The following is a 26,283-nucleotide window of genomic DNA, read 5'->3' on the forward strand; positions in this document are numbered from 1 at the left end:
GAGGTTTTGTCGATCATGCGCTGTGAACGTGTCTCGAGGTTGGCTATCGATGAGGCAAACCGTGCCGATCCGCGCACCCGTCGTGGTCACGAGAGGCTTGCCGGCATAAAATCGAATATACGGTGGACCAACCACGAGCGGATTACGATCAAAGCGGAAATCGGCCAATGCATCAGGAACGACGAGAATATCGTCCTGCATGATCGCGTAGGTGCAAAACGATATCTCGCGGCTGGTCTCGCACGGATCGAGGCCGACACGAGCCTTGAAGAACTGCTTGTCCTCAGCAATCAGAGAAATCAGCACCGTGGGCACATTGAATAACCTGGAACCAAGCTCGGCCAGCCTATCGAACTCCTGCTCCGGCGGAATGTCCATGAGATTGAAGTCGGCGAGAGCTTCAACTCGTTCACGTTCATTTGCCGGAACTGGGTGTGATCGGATGTTCATGGCGACATAATAACAGTCAATTCTTAAATAACAGGTGAGTTATTTTCGGAGAATCGGATGTTCCGCGAAGACCGGCTGGGGATCAAGAGCGGGAGTGCGATTGATCCGCCTGAGCATGCCCGCATCTGTCACGGACAGGCTATCGACTGCATGCTTGATATTTGCTGGATAGACGCAGACTGCATATAGCGCCAGCCCGATTGCGGCCGCTGCTCGCGTCCGTCGGAAGCATACCCCCACAGCGCCCGCAAGCTCGCTCATACCAGTCAAAAAGATAGCTGCGTGCGGGGACGGGACTCAATACGGCGTAATCGACAGGAATGGCCCGGGCCAAACGATATGCAGAACGCCTGCAAGGCCATAGAACAGCGATAAACCTATCCGTGATCGCCGTTGCGACGCGTCCGTCGGCTGACCTATGCTCATCGAAAAAACGCCACGAGGGCGGCCGCGAGATTGTCGGGGTTCTCCTCTACGACGTGATGGCCGCTGTCGATACCATGTCCGTCAACATTGGCCGCCCAGTTCCGCCAGATTGCGAGCGGGTCGCCGTATATCTGCTCCAGATCGTCTCGGATCGACCATAAGCACAGCGTCGGGCATTGAACCTTCCGGCCCGCATCCCGGTCTTCGCGCTCATGAACATGGTCGATCCGTATTCCAGCGCGATAATCTTCAATCATGCCGTGGATCACAGATGGATCGTGTAGGGCGCTGACGAGATCGTCATAGGCTTCACGCCCCATAAGGCCAGGAGGGATTTGACTGTACCAGGCCATGGGGTCAGCCAGGATTGCTCGCTCCGGCTTTTCCGGCTGAGCAAAGAAAAACCAGTGGTACCAGTCGCGGGCGAATTTCCATTCAGCGCGATCAAGGTGCTCGATTATGGGCAAGCAATCGATGACAACGAGCTTCTTGATCATCTCCGGATGATCCATTGCCATGCGAAACGCTGAGTAACTGCCGCGATCATGGCCGACGACGGAAAATCTTGGATGTCCAAGCAGCTCCATCACTTCGTTGAGAACAGCCGCCTTCTCGCGCTTTGAAGAATACCGACTATCGGGAGCGTCCGGCGGCACGTAGGATTTGCCGAAGCCGGGCAGATCCGCGCAGACAACCGTGTGAGACGACGCCAGCTTATGCGCACGTCATGTGCGTGCGGGGATGACCATGAAGAAGCAGGACCGCCGGCCCCTGTCCTCCCGTCCTCACCCGGATCTGGCCGCGAGAAGTTTCAATCATCTGGAGTTGAAAGCCCTCGAACATCTGGATCCGTCAGTGGCTCGAGTTTGAAGTTGGTGCATTGATCATCACTGACGACCGACCGAGATAGGTCCCGATAAGATAGGTCGCAAGATCATCGGGCGTCCGATATCCCTCACTATAATGATCGCGGGCGGCACGGGCCAGGACGTCAAGCACCTTGTCTTCCGGCTCAACGTCATAGAACCGCAGCCATGCGGTCACAGCGCTCGAAATCGTGCCAAACTGTCGTCATTTACCGGTTCGCTCATGAATCGCTCCTCCCATGGGGGAATTAGGCTGGTCGTCCACCGCTTCAACCCATCGGCACGGATGGAATTCGGCCCCCAAGATGATCCGGAGACGAAGGGAGCCGCGTGTTCAATTCTGTCTCAACACGGACTCTATCGCTTGAACAGACGGAACCCGAAACCCAAATTTTGGCTCGCTCAGCCCATGCCAGGAAGGGGATTGATGACGGCATTCGATAAATTCGAGCACCCGGTCTATGAGCAGCGAAAATACTTCGTTCAGGAAATCTGCGGCGTTGATGATGTTTTCGATTATCTCGATGAATGGCCGGAGGAGAAACGCAACCTCGCCTACGAAATCCTCGTCAGGTTCTGCCGTGAGGCAGCCTGCGGACGGATTCGACCTCAGCCATCCGGGAGAATTTCCGCCGCTTTCTGAAACAGAACAGCAAGCTCGCCGAGATCGGGGACATCCCGGCTTTCCACCGTCAGGACAGTGATCGCAACATCGGCGGTGTGGCCGGTAAAGACAGCGGGTGAAATCGTCGAGCCTGGCGTATAGCGTCGGTTAGACCGCCTCAGTCTTCCTCTCGTTTACGTACCGCGCCCGCACTTGCGCCCGCCATCAACCATCAGCTATCTCTCGGTCGAACAGGGGTGCTCCGTAATGCCGGGGCTGAGACATGGCGGTCATCCTTATGAACCCTCAAGCTGATCTGGGTAATGCCAGCGGAGCGAGGCAAACATGGTTGCAGATCGAAATACCGCATCCACCCGTCGTCTTCATCTCAACGCAGTGATCTACGGTCTCGGCAGTCACGAAGCTGCCTGGCGTATGCCGGAAAGTGATCCGTTCGCGCCAATGACTTTGGACTATTGGATCGATATCGCGAGACGCGCCGAGGCCAGCGGGTTCGACGCTCTTTTCCTGGGCGACGTGTTGGCCCTGCAGGAAGAGGCCGACAAACATCTCTCCAGCACGATGGACCCGTTGGTCCTGCTGTCGGCGCTGGCAGCGGTGACGACTAAAATAGGCCTGATTGGTACCGCCTCGACGACTTTCGATCACCCATTTCATCTTGCACGCCGCTTTGGCTCCCTCGACCATATCAGCAAAGGCCGCGCCGGCTGGAATATTGTCACATCTTCAAACGAGCTTGAGGCTTACAATTTCGGGCTGGATTCCATGCCTGACCATCAGGACCGCTATGCAAGAGCGGACGATGTCGTGACCGCAGTCAAGGCACTGTGGCAAAGCTGGGAGGTCGATGCCAGGTTGGCCGACAAAATCAGTGGTCGCTATTTCGATAAAGCGGCAGTCCATCAAGTCGGCCACGCCGGCCCATATGTCCAAACCCGCGGCCCGCTCAACATCCCGCGCCCACCGCAGGGTCAGCCAGTTCTTGCGCAGGCAGGATCTTCCCCTGCCGGAAAAGCGTTTGCTGCGCGGCACGCCGATATCGTCTTTACCGTCCAATCCTCCTTGAACGAAGCACGGGCCTTCTATGCCGAGATGAAGCAACTTGCGGCGGATTGCGGGCGGGACCCTAGTCACCTGTTGGTCATGCCCGGGATCATTCCGATCGTTGCCAGCACAAAAGAAGACGCCGAGGACCGCCTCGATGCAATGAATTCATTCGCTGTACCTCAGCATCTGCTGGCCAAGCTTTCGTCGTTCCTCGGGGGTGATCTTTCCGGGCTCGAACTGGATGCGCCATTTCCGACTGGACTGCCCGATTCTGAGCGATCACAGGCAAGTCGAAGTCGCGTTGATGCGCTACTCGGCATCGCGCGTCGAGATCGGTTGAGCTTGAGGCAGCTTCTTCTGCGGCTCGCGAGCGGCCGCGGCCATCTCCTTGCAGTCGGTACAGGCTTAGACGTTGCATCGATAATGCAAGAGTGGTTTGAAAGCGGCGCGGCCGATGGATTCAATGTCATGTGCCCCGTTATGCCTAACGATCTTCAGGCCTTTAGCAATCTTGTTATGCCAGAGCTTGAAAAGAAAGGCGTAGGAGCTGCTGTTTCGTCCGGAATGCTACGGGCAAGGTTTGGCCTGCCTGCGCCGTGATCTAAGCGAATTGTCTTTGTCTATACGTGTTAGCGGTCCGATAGAAACTTTTGGCTCAGTCGGCAGCATGTTTGCCCGTCAGCAATTCGGCATTGAGATGACCGAGCGGTCCATCCATGTCCGAAGCCTCGATCACGGCAAGATCGTCTTCGCCAAGCGCGCTCGTCGGCTCGACGCGCCGGTCGCGGAGCTCAACGCGATTTCGAAGACTGTAAGTACGGCGGATGAATTTCGAAGACTGATGGATGATGGGCGCGCCAGCGTTCCGCCCTGCGCCACCTCCAACCACGGCGAGTTCTACGACGAACAAGGACTGCCAAAATGAGTGCCGTCGATCGCCGCGCCCACGAACTGGATACGATTGCTGCCGTCCTGCCGATGGAGCGCCGCGACGAACTCGCCGAGTTGCTCACCGATCAGGATGTCGAAACGCTGCGTCACCTGGTCAACGAGGGCATGGGCGAAAACACTCTTCGCGCCCTCACCTCCGATCTCGCCTATCTGCAGGCGTGGTCGCTGGCGGCCACGAAAAAGTCGCTGCCCTGGCCGGCGCCCGAGGCGCTGCTTTTGAAATTTGTCGCGCATCATCTGTGGGATCCGGCGAAACGTGAAAACGATCCGGAGCATGGGATGCCGGCAGAGGTCGACCAAAGCCTGCGCGGCCAGGGGTTTCTGAAGGTGACCGGCCCGCATGCGCCTGACACTGTCCGCCGGCGGCTGGCCACCTGGTCGACACTGACGAAATGGCGCGGACTTCCCGGCGCCTTCGCCTCCCCTGCCCTCAAGTCGGCGATCCGCCTCGCCGTGCGGGCCACGCCGCGGAAGCGACAGCGGAAGAGCGCCAAGGCAGTCACCGGCGATGTGCTGGCCAAACTGCTGGCGACGTGCTCGACCGACAGTTTGCGCGATGTGCGGGATCGCGCGATCCTGATGGTGGCTTTCGCCTCCGGCGGCCGCCGGCTCAGCGAGATCGCCGCGCTTCGGATCGAGCAGCTGAACGTCGAGGCGCCGATCGAGGTTGCGGACGGCCCTCCCCTCCCCTCTTTGGCGATCCATCTCGGCCGGACGAAGACGACGAATGGCGAGCAGGATGACGTGGTCTATCTGACTGGCCGGGCGGTGGACGAGCTGAATGCGTGGATCGCGGTGGCCAAGATTGATGGCGGCAGTGTGTTTCGGGGGATCGGGCGCTGGGGCACGGTGTCGAAGCGGGCGCTCGATCCGCAGTCGATCAATGCGATCTTAAAACAGCGGGCGGAGATGGCGGGGTTGGAGCCTGGGGAGTTTTCGGCGCACGGGCTGAGGTCGGGATATCTTACAGAGGCAGCCAACGCGGTATTCCGCTTCCGGAAGCTATGGAACAGTCGCGGCATCGATCTGTCCAACAAGCTTCAAGCTATTACAACAACGCGAAGCGGCGAAGCGGACGTGCGGCACGTTTGTTGTGAGGTCGCAATGTAGACAGAACGGGCACCAGCGGAGTAAACCAGTTTGCACTCACGCCTCGGAACCGCTCTTCTCCCTTCGCGATTGGCGCGCACAGATTTGCGAAATCCTTGTTGAGCTCACGCCGAATTCACGTGCCAAACTCAAATAAGTTTCCCCAGCAAGCCACCGCTCGTAGATCTTACTGTTTCGATCGACTTGTTCTTCCCGTACGGCCAGGTCTTGATCGAACCTAGCCCGCTCTCCTTCGGTCCAGACCCTATAACTCTCGTATCCGGTCGCACGATCACGCACCCGAACGACAAGCCTACCGTCGACAATAGCGCGGATGTCATATGAGCCACTCCTGAACTCGACTACATCGCCCACTTCCACTGAACTCTTTTCCGGGTGTATCTTCCGCGTCCGCATCGGATCATTCCACTCCGCGTTGGTTTCCCCCCGTCGGTCAACCAGCACAACAGACAGCCAGATGCGGTCTTTCCCGGCGCAACCTAGCCTCTGAGTATGGTGTTCGGTCAGGATCAGGTCAAGGGATTCGCCATCTCCGCCTCGGTATCAACCAACTAAGGCGCGCTGGCATATAGCCAATAGACTGTGGCTCGTTTCACCCTGTGTTCCTCGCCATGAAGGTCGCCGGAGCGTTGTCTTGCTGGGTCGGACTGCAGGAACAGATACCCGATCGAGATCGCCTGGGTGTTCGAAGACGAGGGTCAGCAGTTTTGCCTGATCAGGCCAACTTCTGCCTTGACGCTGCGGTTCGGCCTTCATCAACTAGCGTTCCTATCTTGGTATCCCCCCACCTTTAAGAGCACCATGATCATTGGGCCGAGCGAAAACTCCCCTCGTTTGCTACGTTCCGTCAGGTTGCGAAGATATCCCCCGGCGGAATTGATGTGCCCTCCCCTCTCAAGAATGCAGGCGATCGTCGCGGCTGCATTTTCTGGCCCCATTACCTCGCTGGCTTCCTGGTAAGCCGACGGACTGACACCGAGGGCCGATCGGGCGATCACAGCGGCGGCCATCAGGTCGCGCCAGTTGAGAATCTCGCCGCCGCGTCCGTAATCCGCAATTTGGGGGCAAGCCCTCAACACAATTCCAAGTGGGAAAGTCTTTATCGGCTCCTGCGTCTGCCGGCTAATTTCACGCGTCTGTTCGCCCTGCTCCTTTCTAGAGCGTGGTTCAAATTCATGGATGGATTCGGGATTTGAATTCTGTATGTGCCACTCGCTGTGAGCACCATTGCTGCTTGAATCTTCCGAATTATCTTTCATCTCCAGACGGTTGATGAGTGCCTGGTAAAGAAGCTGCATCTCATCGAGGATTGATGCCACGGCCGCGGCCGTTGGCGTCCTTGGAATACGTCTTACAATGTCCAGGTAGACAGCCTCGAACGCTTCCCAATCTCCGTCCGCGCCTTCCTCTATCGCAGCACTGATGATCTTACGAACATCACGGCGGCACAGCGTCAGGTTCTCTTTGGCCTTGAGAAATTCCCGCCGAGCGGAAGCAACTTGTTGAGCAGCGCACGCAAACTCTTCAGATCGAGCCAGAAGCGGCGACAGGTCGAAGCCGAAGGCACGCTCGACCTCCCCTGCCCCATCCTTTCGGGCATATCGTTTCCCGTTCGGACTATCTTTTCTGACGATCAGTCCCGCATCGACAAGAATGGCGAGATGTCGGCGCAGCGTGGCGCCAGACAGTCCGTTCGCTCGCATCATCAACTGCGCGTTGGAGGGAAACACGACCGTCTGCGCGTCCTGGCGCAATTCTTTGTCCGGATAGAATGTCAAAAGGGCGTCGAGCACAGCGATCGAATATGGCTGAAGCCGAAAGACTTCACGGGCTTCTTTCACGTCCCGAAAGACCAACCATTTATCGACACACTTACCCGGCTTGATTTCGTTGTCCGCGATCTGCCGCTTGACCAGGGCAAGCGTCGCCGGCCGCCGCCCAAAGGGCGTCGTTACATTTCCACAGTGCATATCTCTCACCTTTCAAAAGGCAAAAGGAAATTGCTCACCGAAACGGTGCCACAGACTCTTGACTGGGATTCGTGGAAATGCGACTCTCAAGCTGCTTACACTTCGAAAGGGGCTTCCACGACGGCAACGTCTAGGGGGCCTTTTTCTTTTGCGGGTTAGTCTCCGTCTTTCAGTTGCGACTTGCTGAATGCCTCGTATAGGTCATCCAGATTGTGGGCGATCCATTGACCGAAAGGCTTCGCATCCTTCTCGGTCAGATCAAGCGTAAACCCCTTCGCCTTCACCTTGGCCTCGACGGTGACGGCTTTGGATGCATGCGTCCAGGCCCCTGCTCCCTTCGACTGCTTTGGCTTTTTCGGCTTGCCGGACGATTTCAGATACGACACGAGCACTACGAAGGGCTCAGCTGCGTCGTTGAACGCCTCGGACGAGACGAATGCAATCGCCTGCTCTGCTTTGACTGGATGAGCGACAAGCTTCTTGAGCTCTTCCCAGCGATCTCGGCCGATGCCTTTCGCAGCGCCCAGAGCTGTCAGAACAAGATCGGGTACGCCCTCGACAACGGCCAGCATTCGAGACAGGAGCGTATCATCGACGTTGAGCGCGGACTTCGCGACTTCTTTCGACATGCCGCGATCGATCAGCCCCTTTGCAAACAGAGCCTTTTCCATGAACGACAGGTTGGCGCGCTGCGTGTTTTCCTGGCCTTGCGCGATGATATGCTCGACATCCGCCAGCTGCTTGATAATGGCTCGGACCGGGATCCCCAGTTCCCGGGCTGCACGCGTACGGCGGTGGCCAAAAATGATTTGGTAGCGACCCTCTATGCTGGGATGCGGACGCACCATGATCGGTGACGATTGACCATGCGCCTCGACAGCAGCCTTCAGCGCTTCGAACTCTTCTCGGCCATCTCCAAGACGATCCTCCAGGAACGACGCATCGACAAGAGCAGGATCGAGCGAGACGACGACATCACCGTCTCGGATCCGCAGGCTCGCTTCAGCAAGATCGTCGAGCGACTGCATCATCGATTTGGATGCGCCACGCCTTGTGTAATCGGATCGTGCCTCCGAAACTTGCGGCTTACTGTTTTCCTCGGTGATTGACGCGGTTATTCCGGCCAACAGACCTTTTCTAGACATTCGGATCTCCACTTTTCCGGGCTAGGAGATTAGAATAATTCATGAAATTGCCATTCTGCACGGCTGTCAAAATTCTCATTTTCGACCCCATGCCCTGTGAATGAGGGACACGACCTCAGCATTGACAGCATTCAGACTGTCTAGTGCCCGGTCGTAGGTCGATTTCGTGAACTGCGACTTCTCAATCTCGTAGACAGTCTGCTTGGTGATGCCGGCATCAGCGATCGCCGTAGACTTGACCATCTGGTTCTTCAGCATGTTCTTGTTGAACATGGCCTGCAGGAAACCGACCATTGAGGATTGAGGTCCATCAGTCGGCTCATAGCGAGTCACCAGATAGCGAAACCATTTCAGGCGCACGACCGCACCCGCCTCTTTGATCGACCCTAAGATCCCTCCAAGCATGAGAAGGAATTGGGACATCGAGAGGACATCCAGCATTTGCGGGTGAATGGTGATCAAGACCGATGTCGATGCAGTCAGCGACGTGAGGGTCAGATAACCGAGCTGCGGCGGGCAGTCGATGACGACGACATCGTAGCGACCATCCACCTCCTTGAGCGCTGAGGAGATCCTCGTGAAGAAGAACCGGCCGTCCGGAGAGTTCCTATTGGAGGCGGCAAGTGGAGTTTCGTACTCGTATTCCTGAAGCTCAAGATTGGCCGGTACGATATCGAGACCGGGAAAATTCGTCGGCCGGATCACTTCGGTGATCGACACGCGCTTGTCATCGTAGCGCAGCGTCTCATAGAGGGATGGGTTCTTGTCGAGCTCCGGCTGGATGCCGTGCAACGCCGTGAGCGATGCCTGGGGATCGAGGTCGATAGCCAGAACGCGGTGACCGGTCAGTGCCAGATACTGCGCCAGATGCGCAGCCGTGGTCGTCTTGCCCGAGCCACCCTTGAAGTTCACGACCGAGATGACCTGAAGCGCATCGCCCTCGCGACGATGAGGAACATAGCGCTTCGCGTCTGAGCGACCGTGCTTGTCCAGATAGTGACGAAGCTCAAGCATCTGCAGGGCTGTATAGGACCTTCTGCCAGAGCCGGAGACGTCAGGGGAAGGTCCCTTCCCGTCCAGGTGAAGTTTCTTGATGTGATTCTGGGTCACCCCAAGAAAATCGGCAACCTCAGCCATCGAGAACTGACGCAAACCCTTTTGCGCGTTCGGTGGATACTGCTCCATCCTCAGCATGTTGAGCTTGTCGGAAATCATTTCGCCCTGGCGAAGGATCTCTTCGTCGAAATCAATCTCTGCTGTGTGATCGACATTCATATTCATCTGGGTGATCCGGTATTAACGCTTTTAGCGGCCAATCGACCATATAAGCGTGATTATGCCGGAAAAGGTGATTCCGGCAACAAGTTTTTAGTTAATAAAGTGTTAACGCTCCGATGTAGGCGCGACTGCGTGGAGCGCGCGGCGAAAATAGCGGGAAAATGGCCTATCATACTGGAAAACATCGGCTTTTTGGGATTCTGCACGGCTGTCAAATTCGGAATTGTCGGCCAGTCGCTATAGTCCAAGACATCTTCCGCTCGCGCCTGCTATTTAGGAGAGGTCAAGGCAGGCGAGTGGGCTACGACCAGGGCTTCCTCGTCGGCCTCTCTCCGAGTCGCGACATTTCCTTCTACTTCGGGCGTTGTCAGCCAGTGACGTCGATATTCAAAGCCGAAGTCCACCGCGTTTCGGTAGTTCCGTTTGAAGAAAGCAGGCCGCTGATTGCCGGCAAAGGTCGAACGGATTGCTCTCAACGCGGATGGAAAACGGTATCCCGCCTTTTCCACCAGCAAGAAGACGACGACAGCGCTGCATAGCAAGCCGAATGTCCACCAAGCCAGGTGCGCAGCCAATAGGAGGAAGAAAACAACAATGCGGGCATCGAATCCGACAAGCCGCGGCTCTCTGATCGTCTCACGCCAGATGATCCGCTCTTTGTAGATGTCAGTCTCGCGCTCACTCATCGCGAACCAAGACTGAAACTTGCCGACGATGCCAGACTTGGTGCTCTCGCCGTCTCCATGAATAAGATGCCGATTGTGTAACCGCTATCGAGTTTGACCAGCTGCCCCTTAGGCGCCGAATTCGAAATCTCTCCCGCAAGCTCCTCACCGATTCGTCCGACACCTTGGTAGACCCCTTGCTTGAAGGTCGCGGACGGCTGGACGATTGTGGTCGAATTATTACCTACGACAACTCGGTCCCCGACCCGGCCCAAAGTGGAACCGAGGCCTTCGATGAAGGCACCGGCGACGCGAGGTCCATAGCGCTCGAGCCAACGCTTATCGACACCAGATGTCACCGCAATCGAACCCTTACGAGCGTCCACCGCGTATGCGGAGACGGGAAGCTCCCGACCGTCTCGCAACACCATGCGATTGAACTCGACGATCAGAGCGTTGGTATTCGTGTTCTGCTGGAATGAGCCGACAAGGCGCGCGCGGTAGAGAGGCCCTTCCTTCACGATCTCCGCAACTACAGGGCCGGGGGTATCGGAATCGGAGGCGTTGACTGTTCGAGCAAACACGAACTCACCGGCTTTGATCAGGCTATCGCCTGTTGCTGACGTCGATGTGTCGTCTCCGGCCGACGCTTTCGCCCGCTCTTCTGCCTCCGCACGGCGCTGTTCAGGGGTCTTGTAGAGCTGTTGCTGCACCACCATCGTCAGCCCAGACGGGCGAGGGGACCACTGGGTCATCAAAGCAGATTGCTGCGCGCTCATGCGTTCCGCGAGAGCGTTGATGTCCGAAAAATCATCTGGCGAACGCCGATCCGGTGTAACGTGATCGACGCGTTGCGTAACCTGAGGATTGGCGGGCGCAATTGGGCGGCGAGGCACTGGATCCTTGGTCACATCTCGCACGTCATCTATATTTCGCAGCGGCTCGTCCGGAGTTGGGACGAAGCTCGCTCCATTGTTCTGTGCGCGTTCCACTCCCTGCCTATTCACACTGTTCAAACCGTCCTGATAGCGCTCGGACTCTGCCAGCTGCCCACCAGCTGGTGTCGCATCGATGTTGCTGGATCCTCTTGCAACACGCGAGGCATCCAATTCGCTGGGCCTCAGCATCTGCCAACTGACAAACCCCGCCGCAGACGCAAGAAGCCCAACGACAATGACCTTCTGCAATGTGTTTCCAGACTTTTTCGCACGGGGCTTTACCCCAGCTGACTGGTCCAGTCCCGGAGCAACGTCCTCACGCTCCGCGCCGGCGCCGTGTGTTTCCTGGCTCTCTTCGCTCAACGGGCAATCCTCACATTCATGACCGATCCATTGCGATTAATAAGGAGCATGGGTGTCGGCTTCACCCGATAGGCATGGATGCCCCCCGGACCAGTCAATGCTTGATTGGGGGACGGGGTCTGCAGAGTATCGGAGGTGCGGACATAGATTTGGCCCTGGTAGCTCCAGGCCTCAACAGCCTCGTCTGTGGTGTTAAGCCTTGCGGCACCCCGCGGGATCGCCGCGCCCTGTACGAATGCCATCATCACGCCGTCCGACGGCGGTGTCTTTGCCGCGATCGGGATAGGATCTCGCTTCGCGTTGGGGCCATACCCCTCAACCGTAATGTCGCGTCGGAAGTTCGTCTGCTGATCGCTGGTCTCCAGATTGATGACGATGGGCCGATCTTCTTCCACCAGCGAGACGATTATATTCGAGTAGCCATGGTTGATGAGCGGTGTGATCGCGATCTGGTTCGAACCCTCCTGCAATGCAAACACCTGAAAGCTATCAGCTCGACCCACGACATAGCTTGCGACCGGCCAAGCTCGCCCAGTCTTGTCGTAGAAGGACATAACCGAGACGGTATTGGGAGTTACGTAGAATGACTGGAGGGGCTGGCCCGCCGAGAGCGAGACGCGGATCGCGTCATTGATGGGCCTTGCGCGGAAGCCCGAGGGCGGCATAGCCGCCGCTTTCTGGCTGGCATCGACGCGCCGACGATAGTCCCTGATCAACTCAGGCGACATCGGCATTGCCGTCTGAACAGATGAGCCATAAGCGGTGATTTCTTCCGGCGATAACGGACGATCGAGTTCTTCGAGGGATCGGAGAAGACGCTTCGCGCCGATAATGGGAACGGACGAAGCTTGCCTTGGCTCCGTACCTGAAGCGCCAGCGGAGAAGCGATCCGGATCAACACCTGGATATTGGGGCTGCCCCTGCGGGCCGCCCGCGTCCGGGGAGGCCGGGGGAGGGGAGGGGGGCGCAGCTGATTGCGGTGGCAGTTGCGCCTGCACAGCAGCTGGCTGCAAAGCTGGCGCGGCCTGTTGTGCGAAAGCAGCAGACGAGAAGAGAAGGGGAACCGTCATAATAGGGAGATAGCGACGCATCAGGCTCCTCCCGATGCAGCAAGGAAGCGGGAAATAGCGACGCCACGAGGATGTTCGTAAGTCTGCAAGCGTTGCATCGTGACGGTCACCATCATGTTCTGGCCGGTCACCTCCGAAGCCGACTGATAGGTCACCCGCACCGGCATCTGGACGATCCATTCGTAAACTCCATCGGGATTGATGCCCTCCCGGACGATAACGGCGCGCTGCGCGATGGCGGTCGTGTTGAGACGCCTGTTCTTGACCAAGTCGAGCGTCCCGCTCGTCTGGATTGCCTCGACGAAGCTATTCCAGCCACGCGGCTTCGTAAAATATTGCTGGGCGTCTTGGAAATCCTGCTGATAGGTCGCAAACGAGTAGGTGAAAGAACGCGTCACAGCTTCAGCCGCATAAGTCGCGACCTCGTTGGCCGACAGATGCGGTCGATCGAGCGGGACAAGCGGCTGGATGCGACCATCAACAGTCGTCGCGAAATAGCGGGGCTCAGGCTTTGCGAATGCCAGGAGGCACGCGATCGTCACAGCGATGGCGGCTACCACGAGGAGGACGAGCGCGATAATGCTCATGCGCTTGTAGGCTACGCGGTACACGTCCGCTCGCATCAAGACGGTCTCAATCGCCCCATAGTCCTGATTGGCCGACATCACTGAACCGCTCCTGTCACGCCTACCTGACCTGCCGGGGCAGGGGAGGGACTTCCGGCGGGCGCAGACAAACCGGGAGCGCTTCCCCCGCTCGAAGCATCAACCTGTTTCATTTGCGCAGGTCCTTCACCGGGCATGGCCGTCGCAAGTTGCGCGTCCGACAAGGACCCGAAAGCGAACTCGGTCTTCTGAGCGGTGCGATAAAGATAGAAGGGCACGCCGGGAATGCCGTTCGCCCGCATCCACTGGACATTGCGCGCGATACCATCCTTGACCCGCTGATCATACTGGCTGGGATCGATCCGGTTGACCGCTTTGCCTTTCGAGCCGATCGCCAGCTTGGCCTGTTGCAAAAGCGCCTCCGGTGGATTGTCGCTCTGGATAATCGAGAGCCCGATGTGCAGAGCTTCCTCGGAAAGAATTGGAGCCATGATCATCCTGAGCGCCACCGATCCATCACGGATCTTGGGCTCCAGATGATCGAGGGACCAAGCGCAATGGGGGCAGGTCGGATCCACGAACATATAGACGATAGGAGCGCCAGGCTTCGGATTGTTCATAGGCGCCCACATGGCGAATGTTTCCGCCTGCTGGATCAGTTCATCGAGACTTGTGGCCTTTGGGACATCCAGAACCGTTTGAGACCCGATCCCGGCCTGGGTCCCGGGTTGCGGGGGTACAGAGGTCGATGCTTCTGGCGTTGGGGTTGCTGGCGCCGTCGGTTGGACCGGGGCGGCCGGAACTTCCGGTGCGAAAGGAACGGGCTGCGCAGTTGAAGGTGTCGCGACGGGAACGGGAGAAGTCATGTTCGTCGGCGATTGGACGGGCGAGGTGGTCGGGACTGTCTGTGGTGAGACGGTGGCCTGATCGCCTGCCGATCCACGCGGCGTGGTACGGTTCGGAAGCATTGTCGAGGAGGCAATCTGGTCCTGTCGAGGCACGGAAAGAGCTCCGGTGCTCTGCGGCGTTCCCCCTGCTTGGTCGGATTTCGCGTTCGTTGCCAACAACGCGCCGGAAATATCTTCGCCCTGCGGCCCAACGACACGGCCGTAAATTGTCAGCCCATCGTCCGTCGTCATGGCAAGTTGCTGACCACCCTTGCCGTCCGGGACGGACCAGGCCTGCATCCCGGAAATTTTCATCAATGGGCGGCTCACAGCTGCGTCCTTGAACAGAACATCGTTGATGTAAGGGGATGCTGATGTGAGGCACCCGACGAAGTTCTGGTGCCAGAGATTCAACTCTGCGTGGGCAGGGATGGCCCATACACCGGCAATCGTTGACAGGAGCAGAATCTTAGCGTTTTGCATAATCGGCCCTTTTTGCAATGATTTGCATTTTGCGCCGAATATGCCATAACGAAGTCGATTGTCACCCCCATTTCGGTCATCAGCGGGCGGAAGCGCCCCGACTGCTAAACCATCGCAATGAGCTTCAGATGACGTCAGCCAAAACAGTCCGAGCGACGAAAGCCTCTGAAAACGCACCGGAAAGGCGGTTCTCGTGTGGAGGCGTTGCAATCGCCACCATGATCGCCTGCGTTTTCGGATACGGGTCAGCAAGCGTCATGCAGTCTCCAGCATCGACCGCTGCAGCCGCCGTGAACGACCTGGTGCCCGAGGCAGTCGCAAGAGGTGCTCGATCAGCGCAGATTGACCCAGCGGACGTTCACCAGCTCTATGTGGAGGTCAACAGGATCAAGCAGGAAAACGCTTTCCTTCGCAGTGAGCTCGAGGCCCTCACGGACCAAGGCGGCATCGTCGACAAGATCATCGCGCATGTCAGGCAATTGCAGCAGAGCGATCGAGATCTAATGGAATTGGTTCGCCCGACGGCAACCGACACGGAGATCACGGCGAACACGAAACCTTCTCCGCCTGCCTCTGCGCTTCTGGTCCGCCATGAGGTGGTCACGCCTCGCAGAACGACGGCAGCCGAAATTCCGCCGGTTCCAACCAGTCGCCCTGATAGGGGACAAGGCGCCGATATCAAAACCGATCCGTTAGCGAAGGGGGACTAGCTCTATGCTGACTGGGGGCGAGGCGCTGGATGGGCTTGCTGGACTGGTAGAACGGGTCGTCGCTCTGATCCCTCCGCTACAAGCGCTCATCGTCGCGGCTTGCTTCGTCTGCGGTGTCTTGATGGCGATGAACGCCATACGCGGCTTCGCAGCGGCCAGCGAAAGCACCGCATCGGGGCAGGGGGTCTATGGACCGGTCGTCTGGCAACCAACGACGACATTGATCGTCGCCATTCTGCTCGTATCCCTCTCATCGACAATCTCAGCCTTTCTCGTCTCATTTTTCCAGACCGAGGAAACTGTCGCGGCTTCTGAAATCTTCGCCTACGCGCCCGAGATGCTCCAGCCGCTTAACCACGAGCAGGCACGAACCATCGTGATTGCTCTCCTACGCATCGTCCAGCTCATCGGCCTGATCGGGTTCATCCGGGGCCTCGTTCTCATGAACAAATCTGCCTATCGCGGCCCTTACAACGGGCTGTTCGGGCAGGGGCTGACGCATGTCATCGGCGGCGTTCTTGCAATGAACATCGTCCAATTCACTGGAATGATCGAAAACCTTGTTATCGGATAAGGAGAGAGACATGAAGAAGACCGCATTGCGGAAAGCCCGTCTGCCCCTGGCACTATCGGTACTTTTCTTCGGCGCGAGTGCCGTATTTGCCCAAGAGGGCCTTGGCGACATCTTCACCACCATTCGCACAGACACACTCGGCCCGGCCGGCGACATTATCGGGGCAATCTCGTTCCTGGCAGGCGTCATTGCGGCCATCCTCGGAATTTGGAAGCTTATTCAACATCGCCAGAACCCGCATGATCCGGGCGCCAAGCCCAGCCAAGCGATCATTTTCGGCATTGCAGCGGCTCTGCTCGTGGCAATCCCGTCCTTCCTCGGTGTCGGTGTGACGACCATTTTCGGGTCGGGGGCGGACACAAGCTCTGTTGAAGGCCAACTGCGGTCGATCAACTGATGGCGGGGGCTATCGGCTTTATGGATTCGGTTGCGGCCTTCCTCGGAAGGTCCGCACTCAAGAAGTCGCTCGAAGGGTATTGCCGACTTGTCACCGTTGAAGGCGACGATACGCTCGTTGCCGATGACGGGTCACTCGTATCGGTGTTCCGTCTCGAAGGCTTCCGTTCCTTGCCCGGAAAGGCGGAACTGACCAAAGCGGTGAACGATCTCCGTATCGCCTTTAGCTCACAGCTTGGCCAACAGGGCTACACGCTGCAATTCTGGTTCGGCCACTCCCCGGACCTGGCGTCTGCCGACGTGAAGAACACGATCCGGCGGACCCAGAGAGCAGCTGAAGATATGGGGCTCGATATTCGGGACCTTCTCGACGAACGGCGGCGATTGCTGCCGACGAAGCTCACCGGCGAGCGCAGTTACGTCGCCGTTTGGTCCCGGCCGTCCCTGCTCAGAAAATCTGAGCTGAAAATTAGCGCGGCCAAGGTTCGTGAAACCGCCAAGGGTATCCCTCCGTTAAAGCATGCGCAGCTTCCAGGCATAGCCATGGAGGCCCTGGTCACGCGCCATCGATCTCTTTGCGAAGCCATGACGCGGGAATTCGATCTCGCAGGCGTAGAACTCAACGTCTTGTCAAACCGCGAGGCGCTGGCGCAGATCAAGGGCGTTGTGACGCCGGCCTACCTTGCGCAGGGCAGCAGCTGGCAAGCCAGCCTGCCATCCGATCTCATCCGAGCTCGCATGCCGAGCAGTGCCGCCGAGCTGAAGAAGTCGGACATATCAAATCTCCTGTGGCCTCTCCTGTCCCATCAGCTTCTGAGCGAGCATGGGGAAATCCTTGATCAGACCACCGTTCAGATAGGCGACACGATCTTTTCCGGCTTCGACATCACGCTCGGCCCGGAGATCGTCGTCGAATTCAACGACCTCATTCGCCGTGTGTTGGACGCAAACGAGAGGTTCTCATGGCGAACGACAATGACCGTCGATTCATCCGGTTTCCAGGGGCAGGCTTTCAAGGAGATCTACCTCAACCTCTTCACCTTCACTTCGAAAATCCACAACAGTCGGATCAAGGAAGCCTTTGATGCCCTGCGAGACATCGATGGTGCCTCCGATACGATCGTCAGATGGCGGTGCTCTCTCGCCGTCTGGGCACCAAAAACGGAACTGCAGGCACTGCAACGGAACGTGGCCAGCCTTCGGCGGTCAGTTGAACGGTGGGGCAACTGCCAGACCGACGCCCTGATCGGAGACCCGATGCAGTGCGTTATGTCATCAACGCTCGCACTGAACGCTGCCTCGACGGCCCCCGCCGCCTCCGCAACGCTGCGCGACGTCCTGGCGCTTTCTCCTATCGGTCGTCCCGCGAGCCCTTGGGAGAATGGATCGATGATGTTCCGCACCAAGGATGGCAAGCTGTGGCCCTACCAACCGGGATCCTCCAAACAGCTCGGCTGGGTGAATGTGATTGTCGGAATGCCGGGTTCGGGAAAATCCGTGCTCATGAACTCGACCAATCTGGGTGTGATCCTGACCCGACAATCCGGCCGCTCCAAGACCAATGAAGGGTTGCTGCCGCGCGTTTCGATCATCGATGTCGGCCCATCGTCGTCGGGGCTTATCAGCCTCATCCGCGACGCACTACCCGTCGATCGCCGGCACGAAGCCGTCTTTCATCGCCTGAAGATGTCGGACGATTATGCGGTCAATCCATTCGATATCCAGCTTTGCATTCGCGAGCCGTTCGAATTCGAGCGCGCCTATCTGGTCAATCTGCTCTGCCTGATCTGCACCCCGGACGGTTCCGAAAGCCCCTATGATGGCATCAGCCAGCTTGCGGCGGCCTGTGTTGATGAAGCCTATCGCCATTTCAGCGATGGCCGCTCTCCGAAGCCATATGGCATTTCGGATTCGTTCGAAATCGACGCGGCTCTGGACGAGCTGGATTTCGAGCGCGATCCCAGAACGACCTGGTGGGAGGTCACCGATTTTCTATTCCGGCATGGGCGAGTGCATGCCGCGGCCCTGGCGCAACGCTTCGCCGTACCGACCCTTGCCGATCTCGTCAGCGTATCGAACTTCGAAACTGTCCGCGAACCGTTCCGTGATATGAAGGCCCCGACGGGGGAGGAGGTGCTGAAAGCCTTCCAGCGCATGGTAACGGCAGCCTCGCGGGATTTCCCGATCATTTCACGCCCAACGCGTTTCGATGTCTCGAACGCGAGGGTAATCGCCTTTGACCTTGCGGGCGTCGTCTCCAAAAGCGGGCCCCAGGCCAAGCGCCAGACTGCCATCATGTTCATGATGGCCCGCCAAACCACGACCAATGACTTCTGGCTCGACGCCGATGAAGTGCGCACACGCGATATCGATGACGGCGTGCGGCAGTATCATCTGCACCGCATCGAGAATAACCGGCAGATGCCAAAGCTGCTGTGCTACGACGAGTATCATCTGACTGGCGACCTCATTCGAGATCAGACTGTCCAAGACGTACGCGTTGGCAGAAAGGCGGGCGTCCAGATCACGCTTGCCTCGCAGCTAATGGAAGATTTCGACGTCAGCATCCAGAAGCTCGCGAATGGCTTCTGGTTCTGCAATGTCCCGACGGAAGGGGCAATCCAGGAGATTGCGCGAGATCACAACCTTGGCCCGGCGGTCGTGGACACATTGCGGAGCCTACGCGGACCCGTTCCGGGCGAGGGGGCGCCGGTGGTCGCCATGTTGAAGCTCAACTCCGGAACCTACACCCAGCATATATTCAATCAGCTCGGCCCGATCGAAATCTGGGCGCTCTCGACTACGGCAGTCGATACCGCTTTGCGCGGCATTCTCTACGAGCGGCTTGGATCCCAGGCGGCACGGCGTGTTCTTGCTCGGCGCTTCCCCAATGGATCTGCCAAGGACACGCTCGATCGCCGTCTGGCCGATCTCGAAGATCGAGGAGTCGCGATCGACGACAGGATGCGAGGCAATGCCGTGAAGGAACTCGCCGACGAATTGATCAAGGAGAACCAATGAGACGCCTGGGTTTTGCCGCCATGATTTCTTCGATCGCTTTGAGCACTGCGGCGGCCGCGCCGATCGACAGTGTGGTCACGGAAACGATCGATTTCAAATCCCCTGACAGCCAGGCCACCACGACCGCAAGGCAAATGTATGGACGAGAATTCCGGACTGTCGCAGCACAGCGCGTCTGGCTCGAGGAGCCAGACAAGGACTTTGAGCAGCTCGCCGTTTTGCTCGGCGAGGATCGAAACTGCGCCACCGGATGCTTTATTGCGACGCTCTATTATGACGAGACGCAATGGCTCGAGGTTTGGCGCCGGCCCGGCAAGATAATCGGCCTAGGTCCGGTCGGCGTGACCGGGATGAAACCCTTGTTCGACGGCACCCGCCTCTGGAAATGGTCCGGCACGAACTATCTGGCCCAGCCGATCCACCAAGACGTCACGCCGCGGCCTCCGACCGAGGCCGAGCTTCGGACTGCGACCGAAGCCATCAAAGCCAAATATCGTGGAGGGATCGAGCCGCTGGAACCGGCGACTGTCAGCGCCGTCGACATAAACATCAAGACGGGCAAGGAAGTCGCGCTCCTCCTGACCTCGCCCTATTACTGCGGCAACAGCTCATGCCCGATTATCTTCCTCGATGACGAAGGAAAATCGATCGGCGTCCTGAGGGCTTTGGGCCCGGATTTCGCGATCACCAGAGATTATGACGCCAATGGGCGCCGGCTTGTGGAGGTGTCTGTATACGGCGGGATTGAGACATATTCGCTTGGTGAGGCCGAGCCGCGCTCCAAGATCGGACCCATGGAAATTTCGGTCGCGGGGACGAGGAGATGATGCGGCTTGCTCTTCTATTGCTGGCGACGGCCGTACCATTCGCCGCCCTGGCGGACTATAACGATGAAATCGCAGGACATGAGGGTGGCAGTTCTTATTCCATCTTCAATACGAACGGCGGCTCAGCCGTCGGCAAATATCAGATCACCGCCGGCACATGGCAGAGCCTCGGCTACTTTCAATACACTGGTTCGGGATCAAAAGGCGATTGGTCGAATTATACAGCGACCTCGGCTGCGCGGGCAGCCGGCGTCAATAGCCTCAACGACCTCCGATATACCTCAGCCGGAGCATCGTTGCAGGATCGGGCCAATGGTGAACTCGCTGCCCAGAACTGGGCGAGCATGTCGAGCTCGACCCGCGGCCTTGTCGGTCAGACGATCAACGGCGTGACGATCACTGAAACTGGGCTCCTCTCCGCTTCGCACTTCCTCGGTGCGGGCGCTCTGAACGACTGGGTTGCCAGTGGCTTCGACCCTTCCGTGCTGCCCGCCGATTACCTGTCTGCCAATGGCTACACCTCATACGCGCAACTTCAGGACTACATCATGAAGCGGCTCGCCTCCGCCTCGGGCGAGACCTACGCCGGGATCGGTGGCGACGGGGCTGGCGTAGGCTCAGGCGCTGGCATGTACGACCAAACCGCAAATTTCCCCGGCCTCGGAACGAAACGGCCGGTCCTCATTCGCGAAATTCCACCATTTCAGGGAGAAAGGACGACGCTATGATCAAACATGGGCTGGCCCTTGCCTTAACCGCGATCTCGATCGGTGCATCTGCAAATGTGGTAAAGGCTGATCAGATTGAGCAGCTCTTCCAGAATGCCGGGGCTGGCTGCACCGACACGATTAAAGTCAACCTGGTCGACGCTATCCGAAACGGGATCGATACCGAGGTCAAGCGTCACGAGGCGGCTTTGGAGAAGCCTCCGGCGCTCGGCTCGATGGGATGCCTCGACAATCTGTTTAAGGTCAATCTCGATATCGCGATCCAAGTCCCCGATCTGCAAAGCATTTTCAACCAGGCTGTCTCGAATGCGGAGAGCCAGCTTTGCAGCTACGCGCAGGACGCCTGGAACAAGGTGACTGAGCCCCTGCAGTCGGCCCTACAGCTCCCCCAATTCAATCAATTGCAACTACCTTCCGGCCTCGGGGGCGGAAGCGCGCCCTCGATGGAATTTAATTATCAAGGCGGCCAGCTGAAATTCAGCAACCCGTCTAGCGGCGATACGCAACGTCGCACGTATCGCAGCCCGCTGATGCAGGAATTCTACAATAATATGTATGGTCCGGGGTCCAGTCTATGAGGAACGTCATCAAAGCGGGCCTGCTTTTTTCCATTGCGGCCGGGTTATCGATGTCGGTTTCAGTGATGCCGGCATTGGCGGATTGCAATTGCGGGACGATCCGGAACATCGTGAACACTGCAAGAGACAATATCAACGACCACACCACCGATGTCGGCCAGCAAATCGCCGATACGATCCTGAAGGGCGTCGCTCAGTTGAGCGCTTACCAGAAACGCTCTGATGAGGCGAACGAACGCCTGATGGACAGCCAGCAGATGGCCGAGACCATCCGACAGCGCCAGCTGGCACGCGCGGCGGCCGAAGGGGGCCGGTACGATCCCGCGACATCAGCCTGCGTTGACCTGTCAGGTATTTTCTCGATGGGTAGAGCCAGTGAAGGAGCCTCAGGCTACGGCGGCAATGACATGGCGAATGCCAGCCGCAACTGGTCCTATGGCAATGAATCGATTGGCGCGCCGGTCGCCGAGGGCGGGCTGGCGGTCGCGAACGCCATCATTGCAGACAGGGACGCATCGAAAAATGTCGGTGGCTATGCAGACCCGACATCCGACGTCCGGCTTTTGACTGAGGCGATCACCCTCGACACTTCCAAGGGCGACATCTCCAAGGCCTACGTCCGGATGCTCAACAACATGGTTGATCCGGTCCCTGCCAAGCCCGTAACGGAAGGGGAGATGAAGACGCCGCAAGGCGTTGCCCAGGTCGCTGCGCGGCAGATCGATGCGACCCGTCGTTCGGCGGCCCACGGCGTATTTGCCTATCTCGGAGATATCGCCGCGCCGACAGGCGGCACAGCACTAGCCGATTGGGCAAAGAAAGCAGCGTCCGCCAGCTACCCTTACGAGGTCGGCGACAAAGTCTCCGAGCTTCAGGCAGTCGACATCTTTGTGCGTTCGCGCTTCGCCAATCCAGACTGGCATCAGAAGCTGGCGAGCATGTCACCCGAAGCTGTCCAGCGCGAACAGCTGCTGACGCAAGCATTGAACCTGCATGTCGACTGGATGCGTTTCGCCTTGGAGCGTCGCGAGGCCGCAGCTGTTGCTGCGTTGCTATCCTCCGAGCTCGACAATCGCGATAGCCGGACGACCGCCAGCCTTGTCACGGCATCGCCATGAGCGAAGAAAAGCTGAAGGGAATCCGCGGCGCAGCGCGCTGGTACACGGGGCGTTTCCTTGGTCTAAAGAGTGCTGGCGAGATGGCCTCGCGCCACGTTGCGGATGGCTATCAGACCGGCCGGGACGCATTTGATGCCCTTCGGCCGAAGGGTCGTTTGACGCGCCGGAGCTTCTTCAACCGCTATCCCGACGGCGGGATCGAGCGATTTAGGGAGCTGTCCAGTGGCATGAGTGCCGAGGAGATCGACCGCGCTCTACGCGCCTGGGAAAGGGACCGTGCAATCTACCTGATCTCCGGGGCCATGGGCATGCTGACAATTCCGGCCTCCCTCCACTTTGGATACCGCTCGACCTTCATGCTGGCCGGCATTGCACTGCTGGCCCTGACCGCCTTTGTCCTTTCGATCAAGTCGGGCTTCCGCGCCTGGCAGATAAGGCAGGGAAGGCTAGGCTCCATAGCGGACTATCTGCGAGGCGGCTTGCCGGCGAACATGCAGATCCTCAATAAGGATGATGATCCATGAAGAGCATCGTGACCGGGATCACCCTGTGGGCCGCCTCTGCTTCTGCATCCTATGCTGCCGAAATCGATCTTGCCGATATCGTGACAGGGGAGGGAGACAGCCGCTCCAACAGCTTTCTGAACATGATCTTCGGGCCGCTTTTCACGGGGCCGAATGACGAGACCCTGATCTCGTCTCTCATCGCGAATTTCAATGTGCTGTTCTTTGCCGTAGGCTGCGTTCTGATCATCTACAACATCATTGTCGGTGTGACGGAGACCGCCCATGAGGGAGAGGTCCTTGGTCGACAGCACTCTTCTTTGTGGGTGCCGCTGCGGACGGTCTTGGCAGCAGCAGCCTTGATCCCCATGCCGACCGGCTACAATGGAATCCAGCATGCCGTCGCCTATGCCGTCAATGTCGGCACAGCGACCTCTTCTTTCTTCTGGGATCAATCAGTCGATCTCATCGTCGATCAGAAGATGCCCGTCTCCGGCGCAGATTACGACACGCTGGATGGCCAATTCCTGCAGGCGTTATGGCGAATGGAGCTGTGCCAAGCCGTCTACAACATGGAAGTAGCGAAGGGGGGAAATGGCCTGGAAGGGGTATCGAGAAGCTGGAACCAGAAATCCGGTGTCACCGAAATGCACTATAGCCTGCCCAACTCTTATGGTGCATGCGGGACAGTCTCGCTTCCACCGGAGACGAATGGCTTTGACCGACTCGCCGAGGCTGCAGGAAAGACCTATTCCGACTACATCAGCGCCATGAAACAGGCCGTCGACGAGACCGCGAACAGCTACTCGCAAACAGCTGCCGAAGTTGCTCAAGCGGTCAGCAAGCGAACAGCGGCACCTGCTTTCCGTGACTTGCGGTCGGATCTCGAAGCTTGGCGAAATCGCCACTCCGCAATCCTCCGCACATACATCAATACGGACCAGCTCAATCAGACGGGAAAAGACATAGCTGAGGAGGAGCTCCCTCTCAACGTGACGCCCGTTGGAGATGCTTCAGCGATTACCTTGTCAGGCAGCCTGAAGAATGGGGGCTGGCTGCAGGCCGGATTCTATTATCAGCTGATAAGCCGAATGACTGCAGATTCAAGCTCTTTGGCCACCGCGATGCCGACCGCCGCGCCTGGGGGGGCGATCGGCGCGGCTTCAAGCCCTAACGGACAAGTGCGAAACGCGATTGCGTCACAGTATGCTGCCAACAACTGGTATCTGTTCGGGTCAGCGGACGGCGACGCCTCCAAGTTTCTACAACAGATTGCATCGACTTATAACGGTGCAGTCGAGTGGTGGAACCAAAGCGTCGCTCAGAGCGGGATACGGTCGTTCGTCAATGAGCGAGCAGCATTCGTGGACGGCGGTGGAGAAATCTCGGATTGGATGCCGTCCGCCGGGAACCTCTACACCGTGCTCGAAACTTTTAATCCCGTGGCGGGCTTGAGCGACCCGATGGTCGGCCTTGTCTCGCTTGGCGCCTACCTTCAGGTGTTTGTCGTAGGCGTCACGGTCGCACTTTCGCTGTTTGCCATCATCCCATACGTCGGGACTGGTGTCAGTGTTTTCGTAGGTCTGTTCGGTGCGCTGATTACGACATTGGGCGTCGTCGGCGCATTTCTCACATTCATCCTACCAATGCTTCCAACAGTGATATGGGTCATCGGGGTTTCGTCATTCTTCCTCCTCGTTGTCGAGGCCATATTTGCAGCCCCGCTGTGGGCAATTGCGCACCTTTCGCTTGAGGGAAGGGGCATGAGCGGACAACAGGCAAGACGCGGATACGTGCTCATCCTGAGCCTAATCCTCACCCCCGTATTGATGCTCTTCGGCCTTTTCATCGGGATGATTCTGTTCCGGATTACAGGCACCTTGTTCAACGGAGGGATCTACTATGCGATATCGTCCTCGCAATCGTTGATAGGTGATAGCGCCATCAGCCTGGTCTGGTGCTTTGGCGTCGTTATTGTGATGGTTTTCGTGGCGTTCGTATACTTCATCATCATCGAACGCTCGTTCTCGATGATCTCGGAATTCCCGAGCAGGGTCTTCCGTTGGTTCGACGCTATCGCAAATGATCTAGACGACAAAGCTATGGCTCGGGCGAACGCCAGTGGTTTTGCAACTACGGGAGCGCTCGCCGCCCCTGTGCAGGGTACGTTCAAAGCGATTTCAGATCTTGGCAACCGTCCAAACTCATCAACAGGAGGTAGACAAATTACGCCACCTCAAGGACCTCCGTCACGGCGCTAGTTCCGACTTGGAAAGCGGTCAAAAATGCGGCCGAAGGGATCGAATGCATGCTCAGATATCTAAAGCCAGTCGCCTATGATCGGCAAGCTCGCATGGGCTTTATCGAGAAGACAGTTCGAGTTGCTGTCTTCCTGCCTTTGATTATCCTGCTCAATCTTCCGATGATCGCGATACTCCTGATTTGTATGTTTTCAGTTGGAGGTCTCGCATTCGGGTTCATGCTCTATGGTATATCGAAGAACCCTTGGGCATACTCTACCGAGATTGCACTCGGCGCAGGCCTTCTGATTGCCGCCTTCGTCGGGCGGAAGGTGGGCAACTACCTGACATGGAATTTCCTTCCAGGTGTCAGATAGTGCCTCCCCATTTAGGTCAGTTCACTCTGAAGCCCCAACCGCGACATAGGCGGACTCGATCATCATTGGCTTGAGACTTTTTGCGGAAGTCCTGGAGGCTGCTTTTGTATTCGGCAATCTGCTTTTCCTGGGCAGCGGCCGGCGTATTTTTCTTCCAGAACTCTTGGTTGAGAGGGCTGCCGCTCATGAACTTTGGCTTACGAGGCTCGAGGATCGTTACATACTCACCGCACTAGGCCTTCCGTTCTGTTTCTCCCTGGGGCACCTCAATAGCATTTGCAATCGAAGGTAGGATGGAAAAGCCGAATGACACCACGATTCCAAATTTCACT

At 57.9% G+C, this 26,283-nt stretch carries 24 protein-coding genes and 2 pseudogenes; 15 read left to right on the top strand and 11 right to left on the bottom strand.

Translation table 11 applies throughout. The features are described from left to right. Together AC2GXZ_RS29800 and AC2GXZ_RS29805 are read right to left on the bottom strand one after the other, a co-directional pair. Nucleotides 1-378 (bottom strand): GAF domain-containing protein (locus tag AC2GXZ_RS29800; protein WP_483762885.1); only part of this gene is annotated, 378 nt, incomplete at its 3' end. 494 nt (nt 379-872) lie between these two features. Continuing rightward, nucleotides 873-1,719: pseudogene (locus AC2GXZ_RS29805) on the bottom strand (alpha/beta fold hydrolase). 450 nt (nt 1,720-2,169) lie between these two features. On the opposite strand from AC2GXZ_RS29805, the gene AC2GXZ_RS29810 reads away from it, so the two are divergent. The 4 genes and pseudogenes from AC2GXZ_RS29810 (at nt 2,170) to AC2GXZ_RS29825 (ending at nt 5,462) form a co-directional block, all read left to right on the top strand. After that, the gene (locus AC2GXZ_RS29810) at nt 2,170-2,385 is read left to right on the top strand and encodes a DUF982 domain-containing protein (RefSeq protein ID WP_483762886.1); all 216 of its coding nucleotides are present in this window, start codon (nt 2,170-2,172) and stop codon (nt 2,383-2,385) included. Between the two features lie 306 nt (nt 2,386-2,691). Continuing rightward, nucleotides 2,692-4,014 carry an LLM class flavin-dependent oxidoreductase gene (locus AC2GXZ_RS29815; protein WP_483762887.1) on the top strand — a complete coding sequence of 441 codons (1,323 nt, stop codon included), beginning with the start codon at nt 2,692-2,694 and terminating at the stop codon, nt 4,012-4,014. Nucleotides 4,015-4,111: 97 nt separating this feature from the next. Continuing rightward, complete coding sequence (locus tag AC2GXZ_RS29820; RefSeq protein ID WP_483762888.1) at nt 4,112-4,339, top strand: hypothetical protein; 228 nt, start codon at nt 4,112-4,114, stop codon at nt 4,337-4,339. Continuing rightward, nucleotides 4,336-5,462, top strand: a pseudogene (locus tag AC2GXZ_RS29825) (site-specific integrase). The gene AC2GXZ_RS29820 and the pseudogene AC2GXZ_RS29825 overlap by 4 nt, the downstream one beginning before the upstream one ends. Before the next feature lie 768 nt (nt 5,463-6,230). On the opposite strand, the gene repC reads toward AC2GXZ_RS29825, so the two are convergent. The 8 genes from repC to AC2GXZ_RS29865 form a co-directional block, all read right to left on the bottom strand. Further along, nucleotides 6,231-7,445 carry a plasmid replication protein RepC gene (gene repC / locus AC2GXZ_RS29830; protein WP_483762889.1) on the bottom strand — a complete coding sequence of 405 codons (1,215 nt, stop codon included), beginning with the start codon at nt 7,443-7,445 and terminating at the stop codon, nt 6,231-6,233. Between the two features lie 155 nt (nt 7,446-7,600). Then, nucleotides 7,601-8,590, bottom strand: coding sequence for a plasmid partitioning protein RepB (repB, locus tag AC2GXZ_RS29835; RefSeq protein WP_483762890.1), 990 nt, complete (start codon nt 8,588-8,590; stop codon nt 7,601-7,603). 75 nt (nt 8,591-8,665) lie between these two features. Continuing rightward, complete coding sequence (repA, locus tag AC2GXZ_RS29840) at nt 8,666-9,865, bottom strand: plasmid partitioning protein RepA (protein ID WP_483762943.1); 1,200 nt, start codon at nt 9,863-9,865, stop codon at nt 8,666-8,668. A gap of 272 nt (nt 9,866-10,137) precedes the next feature. After that, nucleotides 10,138-10,554: an IcmT/TraK family protein gene (icmT, locus tag AC2GXZ_RS29845; protein WP_483762891.1), complete on the bottom strand. Its 417-nt coding sequence runs from the start codon at nt 10,552-10,554 to the stop codon at nt 10,138-10,140. Next, on the bottom strand, nt 10,551-11,834 hold the full coding sequence (locus AC2GXZ_RS29850; RefSeq protein WP_483762892.1) for a DotG/IcmE/VirB10 family type IV secretion system protein: 1,284 nt from the start codon (nt 11,832-11,834) through the stop codon (nt 10,551-10,553). The genes icmT and AC2GXZ_RS29850 overlap by 4 nt, the downstream gene beginning before the upstream one ends. After that, nucleotides 11,831-12,925: a DotH/IcmK family type IV secretion protein gene (locus tag AC2GXZ_RS29855; RefSeq protein WP_483762893.1), complete on the bottom strand. Its 1,095-nt coding sequence runs from the start codon at nt 12,923-12,925 to the stop codon at nt 11,831-11,833. The genes AC2GXZ_RS29850 and AC2GXZ_RS29855 overlap by 4 nt, the downstream gene beginning before the upstream one ends. Next, nucleotides 12,925-13,569, bottom strand: a complete 645-nt coding sequence (locus AC2GXZ_RS29860) for a type IVB secretion system apparatus protein IcmL/DotI (protein WP_483762894.1) — start codon at nt 13,567-13,569, stop codon at nt 12,925-12,927. The genes AC2GXZ_RS29855 and AC2GXZ_RS29860 overlap by 1 nt, the downstream gene beginning before the upstream one ends. Further along, on the bottom strand, nt 13,569-15,131 hold the full coding sequence (locus AC2GXZ_RS29865; protein WP_483762895.1) for a hypothetical protein: 1,563 nt from the start codon (nt 15,129-15,131) through the stop codon (nt 13,569-13,571). Before AC2GXZ_RS29865 ends, AC2GXZ_RS29860 begins: the two co-directional genes overlap by 1 nt. A 38-nt stretch (nt 15,132-15,169) precedes the next feature. On the opposite strand from AC2GXZ_RS29865, the gene AC2GXZ_RS29870 reads away from it, so the two are divergent. The 11 genes from AC2GXZ_RS29870 to AC2GXZ_RS29920 all read left to right on the top strand — a co-directional run bounded on the left by AC2GXZ_RS29870 (nt 15,170) and on the right by AC2GXZ_RS29920 (nt 25,951). Next, nucleotides 15,170-15,589: a hypothetical protein gene (locus tag AC2GXZ_RS29870; RefSeq protein WP_483762896.1), complete on the top strand. Its 420-nt coding sequence runs from the start codon at nt 15,170-15,172 to the stop codon at nt 15,587-15,589. Between the two features lie 121 nt (nt 15,590-15,710). Beyond that, a complete protein-coding gene (locus AC2GXZ_RS29875; RefSeq protein ID WP_483762897.1) occupies nt 15,711-16,163 on the top strand; it encodes a hypothetical protein in 453 nt (150 codons plus the stop codon). A 10-nt stretch (nt 16,164-16,173) separates the two neighbouring features. Continuing rightward, nucleotides 16,174-16,560: a hypothetical protein gene (locus tag AC2GXZ_RS29880; RefSeq protein WP_483762898.1), complete on the top strand. Its 387-nt coding sequence runs from the start codon at nt 16,174-16,176 to the stop codon at nt 16,558-16,560. Continuing rightward, nucleotides 16,560-19,580, top strand: coding sequence for a hypothetical protein (locus AC2GXZ_RS29885; RefSeq protein WP_483762899.1), 3,021 nt, complete (start codon nt 16,560-16,562; stop codon nt 19,578-19,580). The genes AC2GXZ_RS29880 and AC2GXZ_RS29885 overlap by 1 nt, the downstream gene beginning before the upstream one ends. Then, nucleotides 19,577-20,407: a hypothetical protein gene (locus tag AC2GXZ_RS29890; RefSeq protein WP_483762900.1), complete on the top strand. Its 831-nt coding sequence runs from the start codon at nt 19,577-19,579 to the stop codon at nt 20,405-20,407. The genes AC2GXZ_RS29885 and AC2GXZ_RS29890 overlap by 4 nt, the downstream gene beginning before the upstream one ends. Then, nucleotides 20,404-21,135 carry a hypothetical protein gene (locus tag AC2GXZ_RS29895; RefSeq protein WP_483762901.1) on the top strand — a complete coding sequence of 244 codons (732 nt, stop codon included), beginning with the start codon at nt 20,404-20,406 and terminating at the stop codon, nt 21,133-21,135. Before AC2GXZ_RS29890 ends, AC2GXZ_RS29895 begins: the two co-directional genes overlap by 4 nt. Then, a complete protein-coding gene (locus AC2GXZ_RS29900; RefSeq protein WP_483762902.1) occupies nt 21,132-21,713 on the top strand; it encodes a hypothetical protein in 582 nt (193 codons plus the stop codon). The genes AC2GXZ_RS29895 and AC2GXZ_RS29900 overlap by 4 nt, the downstream gene beginning before the upstream one ends. 110 nt (nt 21,714-21,823) lie before the next feature. Further along, nucleotides 21,824-22,831: a hypothetical protein gene (locus AC2GXZ_RS29905; protein WP_483762903.1), complete on the top strand. Its 1,008-nt coding sequence runs from the start codon at nt 21,824-21,826 to the stop codon at nt 22,829-22,831. After that, nucleotides 22,828-23,355 carry a hypothetical protein gene (locus AC2GXZ_RS29910; protein WP_483762904.1) on the top strand — a complete coding sequence of 176 codons (528 nt, stop codon included), beginning with the start codon at nt 22,828-22,830 and terminating at the stop codon, nt 23,353-23,355. Before AC2GXZ_RS29905 ends, AC2GXZ_RS29910 begins: the two co-directional genes overlap by 4 nt. Then, a complete protein-coding gene (locus AC2GXZ_RS29915; protein ID WP_483762905.1) occupies nt 23,352-25,595 on the top strand; it encodes a DotA/TraY family protein in 2,244 nt (747 codons plus the stop codon). The genes AC2GXZ_RS29910 and AC2GXZ_RS29915 overlap by 4 nt, the downstream gene beginning before the upstream one ends. Before the next feature lie 92 nt (nt 25,596-25,687). Further along, nucleotides 25,688-25,951 (top strand): hypothetical protein, encoded by a 264-nt coding sequence (locus AC2GXZ_RS29920; protein ID WP_483762906.1) that lies wholly within the window; start codon nt 25,688-25,690, stop codon nt 25,949-25,951. A gap of 16 nt (nt 25,952-25,967) precedes the next feature. On the opposite strand, the gene AC2GXZ_RS29925 is transcribed toward AC2GXZ_RS29920, so the two are convergent. Continuing rightward, nucleotides 25,968-26,138, bottom strand: coding sequence for a hypothetical protein (locus tag AC2GXZ_RS29925; RefSeq protein WP_483762907.1), 171 nt, complete (start codon nt 26,136-26,138; stop codon nt 25,968-25,970). Between the last annotated feature and the right edge of the window lie 145 nt (nt 26,139-26,283).

The sequence above is a fragment of the Aliirhizobium sp. YIM B11859 genome (assembly GCF_057163345.1).

What these genes read in the sequence shown, in the direction of transcription:
- AC2GXZ_RS29815 (WP_483762887.1), top strand. Translation starts at nt 2,692, where the DNA reads ATGGTTGCAGATCGAAATACCGCATCCACCCGTCGTCTTCATCTCAAC.
- repA (WP_483762943.1), bottom strand. Translation starts at nt 9,865, where the DNA reads ATGAATGTCGATCACACAGCAGAGATTGATTTCGACGAAGAGATCCTT.
- repC (WP_483762889.1), bottom strand. Translation starts at nt 7,445, where the DNA reads ATGCACTGTGGAAATGTAACGACGCCCTTTGGGCGGCGGCCGGCGACG.
- AC2GXZ_RS29810 (WP_483762886.1), top strand. Translation starts at nt 2,170, where the DNA reads ATGACGGCATTCGATAAATTCGAGCACCCGGTCTATGAGCAGCGAAAA.
- AC2GXZ_RS29860 (WP_483762894.1), bottom strand. Translation starts at nt 13,569, where the DNA reads ATGTCGGCCAATCAGGACTATGGGGCGATTGAGACCGTCTTGATGCGA.
- AC2GXZ_RS29820 (WP_483762888.1), top strand. Translation starts at nt 4,112, where the DNA reads ATGACCGAGCGGTCCATCCATGTCCGAAGCCTCGATCACGGCAAGATC.
- AC2GXZ_RS29880 (WP_483762898.1), top strand. Translation starts at nt 16,174, where the DNA reads ATGAAGAAGACCGCATTGCGGAAAGCCCGTCTGCCCCTGGCACTATCG.
- AC2GXZ_RS29920 (WP_483762906.1), top strand. Translation starts at nt 25,688, where the DNA reads ATGGGCTTTATCGAGAAGACAGTTCGAGTTGCTGTCTTCCTGCCTTTG.
- AC2GXZ_RS29925 (WP_483762907.1), bottom strand. Translation starts at nt 26,138, where the DNA reads ATGAGCGGCAGCCCTCTCAACCAAGAGTTCTGGAAGAAAAATACGCCG.
- icmT (WP_483762891.1), bottom strand. Translation starts at nt 10,554, where the DNA reads ATGAGTGAGCGCGAGACTGACATCTACAAAGAGCGGATCATCTGGCGT.
- AC2GXZ_RS29890 (WP_483762900.1), top strand. Translation starts at nt 19,577, where the DNA reads ATGAGACGCCTGGGTTTTGCCGCCATGATTTCTTCGATCGCTTTGAGC.
- AC2GXZ_RS29900 (WP_483762902.1), top strand. Translation starts at nt 21,132, where the DNA reads ATGATCAAACATGGGCTGGCCCTTGCCTTAACCGCGATCTCGATCGGT.
- AC2GXZ_RS29915 (WP_483762905.1), top strand. Translation starts at nt 23,352, where the DNA reads ATGAAGAGCATCGTGACCGGGATCACCCTGTGGGCCGCCTCTGCTTCT.
- repB (WP_483762890.1), bottom strand. Translation starts at nt 8,590, where the DNA reads ATGTCTAGAAAAGGTCTGTTGGCCGGAATAACCGCGTCAATCACCGAG.
- AC2GXZ_RS29875 (WP_483762897.1), top strand. Translation starts at nt 15,711, where the DNA reads ATGGCGATGAACGCCATACGCGGCTTCGCAGCGGCCAGCGAAAGCACC.
- AC2GXZ_RS29885 (WP_483762899.1), top strand. Translation starts at nt 16,560, where the DNA reads ATGGCGGGGGCTATCGGCTTTATGGATTCGGTTGCGGCCTTCCTCGGA.
- AC2GXZ_RS29855 (WP_483762893.1), bottom strand. Translation starts at nt 12,925, where the DNA reads ATGCGTCGCTATCTCCCTATTATGACGGTTCCCCTTCTCTTCTCGTCT.
- AC2GXZ_RS29910 (WP_483762904.1), top strand. Translation starts at nt 22,828, where the DNA reads ATGAGCGAAGAAAAGCTGAAGGGAATCCGCGGCGCAGCGCGCTGGTAC.
- AC2GXZ_RS29895 (WP_483762901.1), top strand. Translation starts at nt 20,404, where the DNA reads ATGATGCGGCTTGCTCTTCTATTGCTGGCGACGGCCGTACCATTCGCC.